The organism is Halanaerobium sehlinense (assembly GCF_055379485.1).
Genome location: NZ_AP042442.1, coordinates 1,051,312 through 1,065,284 on the forward strand (window position 1 = coordinate 1,051,312; position 13,973 = coordinate 1,065,284).

The following is a 13,973-nucleotide window of genomic DNA, read 5'->3' on the forward strand; positions in this document are numbered from 1 at the left end:
ATTAAATGATATTAGAGGCAGATATAAAAAAAGAGCTGGAAGAATATCTAAAATTAATGGAATCTGAGATAGAGATCAAAGCAAGTATTGGCAGTGATAAAGTTTCTCAAGACATGCTAGCTTTTCTGGGAGAAATTGCTGAGCTAACAACAAAAATTAAAGTAAAGCAAGAAGCTTTAGCAAGAACCCCAAGTTTTAGTATTAATAGTTCAGGTGAAGCTCAAGGTATCACTTTTGCTGGAATCCCTTTAGGTCATGAACTAAATTCATTTTTGCTTGCTGTTTTACAGGTAAGCGGTAGGGCTCCTAAGTGTGAACAGAGCTTGATTGATTCAATTAAAAATATTGATCAGGAATACAATTTTGAAACATATGTCAGTCTTAATTGTAATAATTGTCCTGATGTAGTTCAGGCTTTAAATCTAATGAGCATCATTAATCCTAAGATAAGTCACACTATGATTGACGGAGGAGTTTTTAAAGCTGAGGTAGATAACAAAAATATTTTGGCAGTGCCTGCAATCTATTTGAATGGAGACTTTTTCAAGAGTGGTCGACTTTCACTGGAGAAGATACTGAAAGAGTTAGGGATTGATAAAGATAACAGTAAACTAAATAATAAGGATCCCTTTGATGTTTTAATTGTTGGTGGAGGACCTGCTGCAGTAAGTGCAGGCATCTATGCAGCTCGTAAAGGCATTAAAACAGGGATTGTTGCCGATCGTTTAGGTGGTCAGGTTTTAGATACTTCTGATATTGAAAATTTTATCAGCCAAACAAATATTGAAGGCTCAAAATTAGTTCAAAAGTATAAAGAACATATTGAAGATTATAATATTGATTTAATCTTATCACAAAGAGCTAAAAAAATTACAAAAAATGATTTAATTGAAGTCGATCTAGAAAGTGGTGCCAGTTTAAAAAGTAAAAGTGTTATTATTGCTTCTGGTGCTGGCTGGAAGAAGCTTAACATAGCTGGTGAAAAAGAATTCAAGAATAACGGAGTAGCTTACTGCCCCCACTGTGATGGACCAATGTATGAGGGAAAAAAAGTTGCAGTTATAGGTGGAGGTAATTCTGGTATTGAAGCAGCTATTGATCTGGCAGGAATTGCAGATGAGGTAACTGTCTTAGAGTTTCTGCCTGAATTAAAAGCAGACCAGGTGCTTCAGGATAGAATCTCAAAGTTAGATAATGTTGATATTATAACAAACGCTCAGACTAAAGAAATTAAAGGTAGTGATTCTGTAGAAGCTCTTAGTTATCTGGAACGAGATATTGAACATGAAAAAACACTTTACTTAGATGGTGTTTTTGTTCAGATTGGTTTAACTCCTAACACTGACTGGCTTGAAGAAACATTAGAGTTAAATAAGTATGGAGAGATTATTGTAGATAATGATAATTCTACAAGTTTAGAAGGAGTTTTTGCTGCAGGAGACTGCACTGACAATCCATATAAGCAGATAGTTATTTCTATGGGATCAGGAGCCAATGCTGCCTTAGGTGCATTTGACTATCTGATTAGAAATTAATGATTGATTAAAAAATGAAATCTTTTTAGAATATAGAAACCGTTTATCATGTAAAAGTGGTAAGCGGTTTTTAATTTTTTTAAAGGATTGTTCGTATTAATCACGAATATATCAATTACAGCATATTCCTATATTTGCTAAATTTTAGGACAATAATTAACAAAATATTTTGAAAAGAGGTGGCTGAATGGCCGATAGAAATCGAATATTTAGGATTATAAAAACGATTATGCTTTTAAATGAACCATATAAACACTGGGAAGCCAAAGATTTTGCAGAGTATTTTGAGGTTTCAGAAAGAACCTTTCATCGGGATAAAAAGGTAATGGAAGAACTGGGAGTTCCAATTTATTATGATAATCATCTCAAAGAATATAAAATACTGGATAACTTTCGTTTTAAAGCACCAAATCTAGACCAGCGAGAAACAGAGGCAGTTTTACTCGCAGCCAAAGAATATCAAAACCGCAGTTTTCCGATGAAAAAAGAGCTGGAATCAGGTCTGGCAAAAGTTTATAATTCTCTGCCAGAATTTTTAAAAAGCAGTATGGGCAGCTATATCAAAAATTATGAAATAATTTCTGACCCATTCGTGGAGCTGGAAAAACATCAGCAAAAATTTGATAAATTAAAAGAAGCAATTAATAAAGAAAAGAAAATCAAAGTAAATTATTATTCAATGAGCAGCAACCAGACAACTAAAAGAAAACTTGACCCTTATAATTTATTTTTCAATAATGGAGCTCCCTATCTTTATGCCTTCTGTCATTTACGGGAAGAGAAAAGAATATTCAGGATAGACAGAATTAAGGAAATCAAAGTTACAGCAGAAACTTATGAGCTGCCTGATGACTTTTCACTGGCAGAAGAACTTGATAATGCCTGGGGCGTTGAGCAGGGCAAAGAAGAGATGGAAGTAGAAGTTAAATTTAGCGGCCGAGCAGCTCGTTTTGTGCCAGAATATCACTGGAGTGACAAGCAGGAGATTAAAGATATCAGTGAAAATAAAATTATCTTTAAGGTAAAAACCAGCAGCCGGGAAGAGATTAAAAAGTGGATCCTGGGTTATGGGGCTGAAGCTGAAGTGCTGCAGCCGGAGGATCTGAGGGCTGAAATGCAGCAGGAACTAGAAAAAATGCTGGAAAATTATTAAAACTCAAATATACATACCCTTGTTTAAAATTAAAATTCATGATAAGATAAAAGAAAAATCAGAGGTGAAATATTTAAACAATGCGTATCAATACTTTAACCATTCAGTAATTTAAAAAATGATTTAACAAACTGGTTAGAGTATTATAGCTATATATTTCCATAATTTAACATATAATCATTTAAGAATTATAATCTCTTCTTATGTTCTAATACCTGACCGGTTTGGGTATTTAGATAAGGAGGGATTTTTTTGTTATTATTAGAAACTAAAAATTTAGAAAAGTGGTTCGGAGCCCGCAAGTTATTTTCAGAAATTAATTTCAGCATTTATTCAGAAGATAGAATTGCCTTGATTGGCCGTAATGGTACCGGCAAAACAACGATGATAAATATTATTTTAGGAAAGGATAATGACTTCAGTGGTGAAGTTAATTTAAAAACAAATATTGGTTACCTACCGCAGTATTACAATTATCAAGAAGACCAAACAGTAGAAGAATTTCTGACAGAAAAAACATATAATTATGGTGAATTTTTAAAGTTGATGAAGAAGTTTGGCTTTGAAGTAAATTTTCTGGATCGAAAAATTGCAAATTGCAGTGGTGGTGAGCAGACAAAACTTCAGTTAATTAGAATGCTGGCGGCTCAAAAAGTTGATCTCTTAATTCTTGATGAACCAACAAATCATCTTGATCTTGAAACTAGAGACTGGCTGGCTTCATTTCTCAATGATTTTGAAGGTGCTGTAATCATAATATCTCATGACCGGCATTTTCTTGATCAGACTGTTAAAGAAGTTTGGGAACTCAATCAGCAGGAATTAAAAACTTACAGCGGTAATTATAGCGAGTACAAAAAACAAAAAGAATTTGAACTGCAGCGCCAGTACAAAGAATATGAAGAATATCAGGCCGAAAAAAAGCGGCTTAAACAAAGGAAAAGAAAACAGCAGCAGTTTGTGCGGAAAACTGATGGCAAAGGCAAAAGAACTGATTCGTTCTGGCGTGTTACAAAAGGTTCAGACCGCCGCAAAGGACGGTTTGCCAAAAGAGTCAAAAGCCTTGAATCTCAGATAGAAAAACTTGAGCAGAAGGAAAAGCCATTCGAACACCGTCAGATCAATCCTAATTTTGAGCGTAAAGAAATTGCTTCTCAAATAATTGTTGAAGCAAAAGATCTAACTAAGTCGTTTTTTAACTTAAATTTATTCGAAAATATTAACTTCAAGATTAAAAAAGACAGTAAAATTGCTCTGATGGGTCCAAATGGAAGCGGTAAATCAGTGATTCTAAAAATTATTTTAGGAGAAATAGAATTTAATTCAGGCAAATTGCTGAAAAGTTCACAGCTTGAAATAGGTTATTTTTCGCAGAAAATTGATAATCTAAATCCAAAAAATACAATTTTAGGAGAATTAAAGCTCAAAAATCCAGACAAAGACCAGGAAATTATCAGGACTTTCCTTGGTTCAATGCTTTTTGAAGGAGACGATGTTTTCAAACAAATCAAAGATCTCAGCATTGGCGAAAGAGTTAGGGTAGCTTTTGCTGTACTTTTACTTGGGAAATTTAATTTGCTGCTTTTAGATGAACCGTTAAACCACCTTGATATAGAATCGCGAGAAATAATAGAAAAAGCACTTAAGAATTATAACGGAGCTTTTGTAGTTGTCAGTCATAATAGGTATTTTATAGAAAAAATTGCTCAGGAGATCTGGAAGTTTAAAGGGGGAAATTTAGAAATTTTTCCTGGCAGCTACAAGCAGTATCGAAAATTCAAAAAAGATGAATATAAAAGCGGTGAGGATCTGGAACAGGAAATTATTCAGCTGAAAAAAGCAGAGTTATATGCAAGATTAGAAGCAGCATCTGCAGCGGAGAAAGAAGAGGTTATTAAAGAACTTGAAGTATTAAATGATAAAGCAAAGTCTACTTCTTAAGCCTGAATAGAATCTTTTTTTATTAGAAACTGTAATGTGTTTAAATATTGATATTTTTTAAAGACATGTAATTAGTTTAATTTTTTCTTTGTTGAAATTGGATTATAATAAAATCAGAATTAATTATGATTTGAGGAGGTTTTATTAATGCCAAACAAAAGAAAAGATCTAATAAAAGCAGTCTTTGTTGCTGATGCACTATCATTTGGTTCTCACTGGGTTTACAGCACAGATAAATTAGAAAAAGAATACAATGGATTGATTAATGAATACAGAGCTCCAATGGCTAAGTTCCACAAAGGGAAAGAAGCAGGAGACCTTTCTCACTATGGTGAGCAGGGTTATGCACTTCTGCAGTCAATCTCTAATCATCATAGCTTTGACTTGAAGCAGTTTAGAGATGATTGGATTGAGTATCTTGAAAATAACGAAATGTATATGGACCATGCGATGAAAGATTCACTGGCAAAATTTAAGGATTCTGATACTCTTATTGGAGCAGAAAACCATGAATTGGGAGGAATTGCCCGCAGTCTACCTCTGTTTTTAGAAGAAGATATTACAGAACATGATTTTATGGATCTGATTCATTTAACTCATAATGCAGAAGTTGTTGATCAGACAGCAGAATTTGTATTCAATGTGGTTCAGGAAATTCTGGCAGGTAAAGATTATAAAGAAGCGATTAAAGCTAATAAAGATTTAAATCAGTTTACTGCAGATAGTTTTGAAAAGATAGGAACCAAAGATAATATTGTTGCTAATGCAGATGATCGTGGTCAGGGTTGCTCAACTGAACAGGGTTTTCCAATTGTGCTTGATGTTTTGTGGAATGCTGATAATCTCCTTGAAGCTTTAACGCTTAATATTATGGCAGGTGGAGATACTTCCGCCAGAGCGATGGTCATTGCTGCAGTAATGGCAGCAACTGAAGGACTAGACTCTATTCCAAAAAAACTATTAACTGGTTTCAATAAATCAGAATCTGTTAAAGAATTATTAGCAAAATATTAAACTTGTGATTTGAAATTTAAATAAGGAGCTGATAAATTTTGTCTAAAATTGCTTTAATCCACACTACACCGGTAACAGTAGATTCTTTAAATAAATTAATTAAAGAACAGGATTCGGAAATAGAAATTATAAATATAGTAGATGATTCAATTTTACCGGAGTTAATTAATAATGAGGCAGATATTTCTCTGGTAGAAGCTAGGGTAAAATACTATATTCAAACTGCCGCTGATCAGGGAGCAGATTTAATTATGAGCGCCTGTTCATCGATTGGAGAAATATTTGATAGCGAAAACGATAATTATGAGATTCCAGTAATGAGAATTGATTCTGCGATGGCTGAAAAAGCAGTAGCTAAGGCTGAGAAGATTGGAGTGGCAGCAACTTTAGCAACTACCCTTAATCCTAGTATTAAGCTTATTCAAAAAAAAGCTGCAGCTGAAAATAAAGAAGTAGAAATCAAAACGGTATTAGCTGATTCTGCCTATCAAGAATTAATGGCAGGAAATGAAGAGAAGCATGATAGACTTCTTGCTAAAAAACTAAAAGAGTTGGCAGCAGATGTTGATATTGTTGTTCTGGCTCAGGCTTCAATGGCCAGAGCAGTAAACGTTCTGCCGGCAGAAATCCAGGATAAATTTTTAACCAGTCCTCAACTCGGAACTGCAGCGGCAGCAGCTAATCTTAAAAATGAATAATTTTAAAATGTTAATCCCCTTCTTATAATCCAGATTAAAAAAGTCTGAGATTGAAGGGGATTTTAGTTTAGATTATTTTTTAATATTTAGGATCAAGTGCATCTCTTAAGCCATCACCTAAGATATTATAGCTTAAGACAGTAATAAAAATGAATAAACCAGGTAATAAAAGCCAGGGGAAATCAGATATCTTTGTTATATTCTGAGCAGCACTTAACATATTACCCCAGCTGGCAGAAGGTTCCTGGATGCCGAGTCCAATGAAACTTAAGCCGCTTTCCATTATAATATAACCCGGAATTGCAACTGTTGCTCGAATGATTACATAGGTTGCAGTAGATGGTAGAATATGTTTTAAAATAATCCTTTTATCATCTGCACCTAGTGCCTCAGCTGCTGCAATATAATCTTCACTTTTAACAGATAAAACCATACCTCTAATGACCCTTGCCATACCTGCCCAACCCTGAAAAGCTAAAATCGAAACAATTAGAAAAAACCTAAAAGCAGAAGAGAGGTCAAGGGGTAGCACAGCAGCCAGTGCCAAAAGCAGATAAAAACTTGGGATCGACATAATCACTTCTACAGCTCTCATAATAACTGAATCAATAAAACCACCATAATAACCAGAAATGCCGCCCATAATTAAACCAATTGCAGTTGTAATAAAAATGGCAATAAAACCAATGAATAAGGAAACTCTGCCGCCATATAAAATTCTAGTAAATAAATCACGACCGTAATTATCACTGCCTAAAAGAAAAATAGGTATCTCAGATTCAACTCCAAATAGATGAACATTACTTTCAAAAACACCTAAAAACTTATAGCTATCACCGTGGTGGAAGAATTTAATTGGATATTTTTTATTTTTAATAACTTCATATTCAGCCCAGCCTTCTCTAACTTCAGTTTTGTAAATATATGGAGAAGTTAAGCCATCTTGATCAGTAAAATGAACTTTAGTTGGTGGATGAAAAAATTTATCTTTAAAGTTTTTGGTTGAACTGTATGGTGCAAAGAAAGGAGCAAAAATTGCTAAAAAATATAGGATCAATATAATTCCGCCAGCAGTCAGGGCAAACTTATTTTTTAATAGTCTGCCGATTTTTTTCTGCCAGAGTGATTTTTGAGTATTTGTTTTTAGTTCATTATCTGAATGTAATTTATACTGCATATTAACACTCCAAAATCTTTAGATTTATTTAGATCAAATATAAAAGTAGAATGAATTTTAATTAGCTGAAATTAGTGATACTTTATTCTGGGGTCATTTAAAGCAAGTAATATATCAGCAGCTAGATTTCCGATAATTAGCATTAAACTTCCCATCATCATTCCCGCCATTGCTAAATATATATCTTTAGATCTCACAGCAGTCAGCATCATTCTTCCTAAACCAGGCCAGCCGGTTACAATTTCCGTCAAAGCTGCTCCACTAAAAAGAGAGCTGAGCTGAAAACCAAAGATTGTGATCATTGGGTTAATTGCATTGCGAAAAGCATGCTTGTAGATTACTTTTTTCTCTTTTAGCCCTTTGGCTCGTGCAGTTCTAATATAATCTTTATTAATAACATCAAGCATCTGTCCCCGCATCTGTCTCATTAAAGATGCAGTCCCTGCAGTTCCTAATACTACAGCTGGAACCAGTAGGTGCTTTAAAATATCAATTATTTTTTCCATTGGACTTAAATAATCATACATGATACTGGTCATTCCATTAATCGGTAAGGGAATATCAAATCTGACAATAGAAAAAAGGAGCAGCAGAGCAAAGAAAAAGTTAGGGATCGATAAGCCAATAAAAGAAAAAATACTGAATAGATTATCTAAAAAGCTGTAGCGGTGAACAGAAGAGTAAATACCAATTGGAATAGCGATTCCCCAGCTGATCACCATAGCAGCAGTTGATAAAATTAAAGTGTTAAATAAGCGGCTCCCTATAATTTGGGCAACTGGAATTCTATAGGTAAAAGATTCACCCAGATTCCCCTGTAAAATTTCTTTAAGCCAGGAAAAATACTGGATAAAAATATTTTGGTCTAAGCCAAAATCTGACTCCATTTTTCTAATTAACTCTTCTGAAATATCCGGATTAAGCCTCAGATCGTCTAAATAACTACCGGGAGAGAGCTGCATAATGAAAAAAGAGAGAAGAGAGATTGCAAATAAGAGCGGAATAACTACCAAAATGCGTCTAATTATATAATCTCTCATTTTCTAATTCTCCAGGTATAGTTCATGAATATTCCAGAGCACTCCGCCATAAGCAGTAACTTCAGTATTTTTAAGGCTGTCCCTTACAGCATATAAAGAATTTGGAGTAACTGTATAAATTACAGGCAGTTTTTCAGCAACAATTTCTTGAAATTCATCATAATATTCTTTTCTTTTTCCTTGATCTACAGATGCCGCCCCTTTAACAAATAATTCGTCAATCCGTTTTTCCCATTCAGTAGCTGGTTCTGCCTGAACTGGATTCCACATATGGAGGTGACCATTAGACATCCAGACATTTGTTCCCTGATGTGGTTCAACTCCACCTGTTAGACCGATCAATATACTGTCATAATTCCATTCACTGCTGAGCTGATTGACCATCTTATTAAATTCAATTGGAGTCGAATTAACCTTCATTCCCAATTCTCTCAATTCAGATGCAATAATATTAACTAAAGATTCCCGCACATTATTTCCAGCATTAGTAACCATAGTAAATTCAACTTTATTATTTTTAGAATCTAATAATTCACCATTCTGATTCCATTTAAAGCCGCCAGCCCTTAATTCTTCTCTTGCTTTTTCGAGGTTATAAGGGTATTTTTTTACGTCTTCATTTAGGTAGACTTTATTGGCAATACTAACCGGGCTCCACTGTTTTGTTCCCTGACCGGCCAACGCCTGGTTAATCATTGTCTCTCTATCAAAGGCATATGCAACTGCCCTTCTGAAATTAAGATTTGTAAACCATTCATATTTATAAGGTTCATTTTCCAAATTAGGATTGCGTGGGTTCATATTAAAAACTAAAAAGTTGGTGCTAAAAGTTGGCCCGGCATCTATAACAGAAAAATTACTTCCTTCAGACTCTGCTTTTATTCTTCTGTAATCAATTCCTCTTACAGCTAAATAATGTGTCTGACCGTTTTCAAACAGCAGTGACTCAGTTTCCTGACTTTCAGCAATAACTCGAATCCACCGATTAATATAGGGCAGTGATCTGCCGTTTGGATCCTGCCGCCAGTAGTAATCATTTTTTTCCATAACTATTCTTTCTCCATTTCGATAATCTACTAATTTATAAGGGCCTGTTCCAACTATTTCTTCCGGATTAGTATTTATCCCCCAGGTATTATTAAATTCTCCACTCTCCCAGGCGGAATATAGTTTGTGTTTTGGAATAATTGGTGCTGTCATATTATTTAAAAATGGAGCAAAACTTTCAGGTAGAGTAAATTCAACTGTGTATTTATCAATTTTTTTGTATTCTGGAAATTCACCCTTAACTTTAAGCACATCACGACTGCTGGTAGGAATATTCTCATCTTTAATTACATCAAAGGTGAAAATTACGTCATCTGCTGTAAACTCTTCGCCATCATTCCACTGAACTCCCTCTCTTAAATAAAAAGTATATTTTCTACCATCATCAGATATATCCCAGCTTTTTGCCAGTTCTGGTTCATATTCAGTTGTGACTCCATTTCTAGTAACCATACCTTCAAAAATATAGCCATCAGTAATAGTAGAAGAAGAAGTTTCTTTAGCAATAATTGTATTAAAAGTTTTTGGATCTCCCAGTAAGGTGGTAATTAAGGTGCCTCCATGTTTACCCTGTTCTTTTTCTGAAATCCAGGGATCCTTTAATGCTGCCGCCGCACTGATATTAAAAACAAAAAGTGTCAATATTAATATAGCAATGATTTTTTTAGTCATTTTAATCTACTCCCTTCTCTTAAAGTACTTATTAGAATAATATTCTTGTTAAAAGAGTCAAATCCTGCAAAATGTTTATCTTTAATTTAGAATATAGTTAGAATATAGATTGAGAAAAAATTATTTATTAAAAAAATTTTGAAATAAACTAATTATTATGTTAAAGTAATCTTTAAATAATTTAGTAGAGAGAAGGGGAGTAGATTATGAAAACATTAGAAAAGTCAGTTAAGTTTATTGGGGATTATTTTATTGTCTGGACAATTATTGCGGCCTTGATTGGGTTTTTTCAACCAGCTGTTTTTGGTTGGGTACTGCCGCAGGTGACTGTATTACTTGGTATTATAATGTTCGGGATGGGGATGACTTTAGAGGTTAAAGATTTTAAAAATATTTTAAAAAATCCAAAAGAAATTTTTATAGGTTCACTAGCTCAATTTACATTGATGCCTTTAATAGCTTTTGGTTTAGCAGTTATTTTTCAATTACCACCGGAGTTAGCAGTAGGAGTAATTTTAGTAGGAACCTGTCCTGGTGGAACAGCATCCAATGTAATGACCTATTTGGCAAAAGGTGATGTTGCACTTTCAGTTTCAATTACTACTTTGTCTACATTTCTTGCACCAATTGTAACACCTCTTTTAACAGTTTGGCTGGCAGGAAAATGGATTCCAATTTCAGCTGGTGCGATGTTTATTTCTATAGTTAAGATTGTTTTAATCCCAATAATTTTGGGACTTATAATTAACAGTTTATTTGGCTCTAAATTAGAGGCAGTAACTAAATCACTACCAGCTGTGTCAGTAATTGCAATAGTTTTAATTGTTGGTGGAGTTGTAGGAGCTAATTCTGAAAGAATTGCTACAACAGGTGCAGTGATCTTTTTAATTGTAATCTTACATAATGTACTGGGGATTATAAGCGGCTACTTTTTGGGTGATAAATTAAGTCTTGCTGAAGCAAAAAAGCGTGCATTAAGTATAGAAGTCGGAATGCAGAATTCAGGTTTAGCAGTTTCTCTAGCTGTGGCTCATTTTAGTCCTGCTGCAGCTATACCAGCAGCTATCTTTAGTGTCTGGCATAATATATCTGGTCCATTAGTTGCTACTTACTGGTCCAGAAAAACTGATGCTCTGGTAAATAAAGAACAGGCAAGTGAAGCAAAAGTTTCATAAATTTAAATCTTTGATTTGTAAAAGTATAGAATAAGAAAGAGTCTGGTATAAAATTTGTTCCAGGCTCTTTTTTCTTTTCAAACAAGGAAAAAATTGATAAACATAGAATATATATAATAGAAAGAATTATAGAATACAGATTTACTGCAAAAATATGTTATAATAAAATAAAGAAAAATAAGGAGGCGGTAACTTGAAAGCGTTTAAAGCATATGACATTCGAGGCGTATATAATAAAGATTTTAACAAAGAAGACGTTTATAAAATAGGATATTTCTTACCAGAACTGCTGGCAGCTGATGAAGTTTTAGTTGGTTATGATGATCGAGAATCGACTCCAGAGGTATTCGAAGCTCTGGCAGCTGGTATTACAGATAGGGGAGCAGATGTTTATAAGATAGGTTATGCCACTACTCCAATGGTTTATTACGGAACTGCTAAGCATGATTATAAAGCATCAGTTATGATAACTGCTTCTCATAATCCACCGGAATATAATGGTTTGAAAATTTCTCGCGAAAATGCACTGCCTGTAGGTTATGATTCAGGTTTAAAAGAGTTAGAAGAAATGATAGAAACTAAAGAGGTTAAGTCGGTTGGAAAAAATAAAAAGGGTAATATTTTAGAACATGATTTAAAAGAAGAATATATAGAATTCCAAAAATCATATCTACCAGATTTATCAAAACTAGATCTTTCAATTGATGTTTCTAATGGGATGGTGGCAATTTTAACAGATGCAATTTTTGGTGATCAACCTCATTATTTATATAATGAACTTGATGGTACTTTCCCAAACCATGAAGCTAATCCATTAGAAGCTGAAAATAGAGAAGACCTGAAAGAATTACTATTAGAAAAAGGTTCTGATATGGGCTTGATATTTGATGGTGATGGAGATCGAGTGATGTTTTTAGATGAAAAAGGTAATTTTATTTCTCCTGATTTAATTATCGCATTACTGGCAGAATATTATATCAATCAAGGGAAAGGAAAAAATGTATTATATGATATTCGTACATCCTGGTCTGTCAAAGAGCATATTGAGGAGCTTGGTGGCAAATCACATATGTGGAAGGTAGGTCATGCTTACGCAAAACTTAAGCTGAGAGAAATAGATGGTGTTTGCGGAGGAGAACTTGCCGGACACTATTATTATAAAGATTTCTTTTACTGTGATTCAGGCATGCTGACTGCTTTAGTTGTACTCAATGTTGCAGCCAGATTGAAAGAAGAAGGTAAAACTATTTCTGAATATATTGCAGAATTAGATAAATATGCAACTTCTGGTGAGGTAAACTTTAAAATTGAAAACAAAGCAGAAGTTATGGAGAAATTAAAAGACTATTTCTTTGAGCAAAAAGAACCAGCTGCTTTTTATGATTTTGATGGTTATCGTTTAGAGTATAATGACTGGTGGTTTAATGTTAGACCATCTAATACTGAGCCATATCTTAGATTAGTTGTTGAAGCAAGAACTGAAGCTTTATTAGAAGAAAAGTTGGCTGAAATAAAAGAAGTTATGGATGTAGATTAAATAAAGTTTAAAATAAAAAAACAAATGAAGTTTCATTATGAAAGGGGCGGGTCCTATGAATATTCCTGTTAAAAGATGGTATGAGGCTGTACAGACTCGTTATTCACAACAAAAGTATATGACTAAGGAAATTAAGGCATTTACTCTAAAATCGTTAGAAAAAAAGTTTGAAGAATTAAATGCAATTTATCCTGAAGTAAGAGTTAAATTGGTCAAAAAGTCTGTTAAAGATATTTTACCTGCTTTAAAAGGAAAATATGGTAATTTTACAGACACTCCAGCTTTTATTGCCTTTATTTTAAATGATAACGGCGAACATTCATGGAGTAAATTAGGTTATATTGGTGAAGCAGCTATTTTGGAGGCTACAGCACATGGGCTTGGAAGCTGTTGGATTGGCGGCAGATATATTCCAGAAAGATCAAAGGTTAGAATGAATTTAGAACGAGGAGAACGTTTAGTTGCTGTTAGTCCTATTGGTTATTCATCAGAAAATTATAATTTGACTCGACATTTTATTTCTAAACTTTTCCCTCATCGAGATCGTAAAGATGTAAGAGAGTTATGTCCTGATGGTTATGATTCAGACTGGCCTGGTTGGGTGAAAAATGCTATGAAATTGGCAAGTTATGCTCCTTCCAGACTTAATAGACAGCCCTGGCGTTTTTACTATGGTGAAGGGAAACTAGTTGTAGACTGTAAAAGTGAACCAACAGCTTACAGAAGGCTGGAATGTGGAATTGCACTTCTTCACTTAGAAATTGGAGCCTTAGACGGTGGAGTAAAAGGAAGAGTTGAATTTGGTGGCCTGGGACTTGCTTCATTTGTAAAAGAAAATTTGTAAAAGAAAATTAAATATAATAATTTTTAAAAAATATTAAAGTCGCGGGTTTAATTCCGCGGCTTTTTTCTGTTCAATTTTAATAAAAAGGATTTAGCAGCTATCTCTAGAATATTAATAATAAGTTGATTTTTTGCTTTATC

11 protein-coding genes are annotated in these 13,973 nt (G+C 33.9%); 8 read left to right on the forward strand and 3 right to left on the reverse strand.

Annotated features, from left to right (window positions below):
- The first annotated feature begins 5 nt into the window (after positions 1 to 5).
- From ahpF to ACZ446_RS05115, 5 genes are all read left to right on the forward strand, one after another.
- Positions 6 to 1,535 carry an alkyl hydroperoxide reductase subunit F gene (gene ahpF / locus ACZ446_RS05095; RefSeq protein ID WP_464394039.1) on the forward strand — a complete coding sequence of 510 codons (1,530 nt, stop codon included), beginning with the start codon at positions 6 to 8 and terminating at the stop codon, positions 1,533 to 1,535.
- 187 nt (positions 1,536 to 1,722) lie between these two features.
- A complete protein-coding gene (locus ACZ446_RS05100) occupies positions 1,723 to 2,688 on the forward strand; it encodes a helix-turn-helix transcriptional regulator (RefSeq protein ID WP_464394040.1) in 966 nt (321 codons plus the stop codon).
- 252 nt (positions 2,689 to 2,940) lie between these two features.
- Positions 2,941 to 4,629, forward strand: coding sequence for a ribosomal protection-like ABC-F family protein (gene abc-f / locus ACZ446_RS05105; protein WP_464394041.1), 1,689 nt, complete (start codon positions 2,941 to 2,943; stop codon positions 4,627 to 4,629).
- A gap of 147 nt (positions 4,630 to 4,776) precedes the next feature.
- Positions 4,777 to 5,643 (forward strand): ADP-ribosylglycohydrolase family protein, encoded by an 867-nt coding sequence (locus ACZ446_RS05110; RefSeq protein WP_464394042.1) that lies wholly within the window; start codon positions 4,777 to 4,779, stop codon positions 5,641 to 5,643.
- Positions 5,644 to 5,681: 38 nt separating this feature from the next.
- The gene (locus ACZ446_RS05115; protein ID WP_464394043.1) at positions 5,682 to 6,341 is read left to right on the forward strand and encodes an aspartate/glutamate racemase family protein; all 660 of its coding nucleotides are present in this window, start codon (positions 5,682 to 5,684) and stop codon (positions 6,339 to 6,341) included.
- Positions 6,342 to 6,420: 79 nt separating this feature from the next.
- On the opposite strand, the gene ACZ446_RS05120 is transcribed toward ACZ446_RS05115, so the two are convergent.
- The 3 genes from ACZ446_RS05120 to ACZ446_RS05130 all read right to left on the reverse strand — a co-directional run bounded on the left by ACZ446_RS05120 (position 6,421) and on the right by ACZ446_RS05130 (position 10,277).
- Positions 6,421 to 7,518 carry an ABC transporter permease gene (locus ACZ446_RS05120; protein WP_464394044.1) on the reverse strand — a complete coding sequence of 366 codons (1,098 nt, stop codon included), beginning with the start codon at positions 7,516 to 7,518 and terminating at the stop codon, positions 6,421 to 6,423.
- Positions 7,519 to 7,589: 71 nt separating this feature from the next.
- Positions 7,590 to 8,558, reverse strand: a complete 969-nt coding sequence (locus tag ACZ446_RS05125) for an ABC transporter permease (protein ID WP_464394045.1) — start codon at positions 8,556 to 8,558, stop codon at positions 7,590 to 7,592.
- Positions 8,559 to 8,561: 3 nt separating this feature from the next.
- A complete protein-coding gene (locus tag ACZ446_RS05130) occupies positions 8,562 to 10,277 on the reverse strand; it encodes an ABC transporter substrate-binding protein (RefSeq protein WP_464394046.1) in 1,716 nt (571 codons plus the stop codon).
- A 206-nt stretch (positions 10,278 to 10,483) separates the two neighbouring features.
- On the opposite strand from ACZ446_RS05130, the gene ACZ446_RS05135 reads away from it, so the two are divergent.
- The 3 genes from ACZ446_RS05135 to ACZ446_RS05145 all read left to right on the forward strand — a co-directional run bounded on the left by ACZ446_RS05135 (position 10,484) and on the right by ACZ446_RS05145 (position 13,833).
- Entirely contained in the window at positions 10,484 to 11,452 is a 969-nt protein-coding gene (locus ACZ446_RS05135) for a bile acid:sodium symporter family protein (protein WP_464394047.1), read from the forward strand.
- Positions 11,453 to 11,645: 193 nt separating this feature from the next.
- Positions 11,646 to 12,989, forward strand: a complete 1,344-nt coding sequence (locus ACZ446_RS05140) for a phosphomannomutase/phosphoglucomutase (protein WP_464394048.1) — start codon at positions 11,646 to 11,648, stop codon at positions 12,987 to 12,989.
- A gap of 55 nt (positions 12,990 to 13,044) precedes the next feature.
- Entirely contained in the window at positions 13,045 to 13,833 is a 789-nt protein-coding gene (locus ACZ446_RS05145) for a nitroreductase family protein (RefSeq protein WP_464394049.1), read from the forward strand.
- Positions 13,834 to 13,973 lie beyond the last annotated feature (140 nt).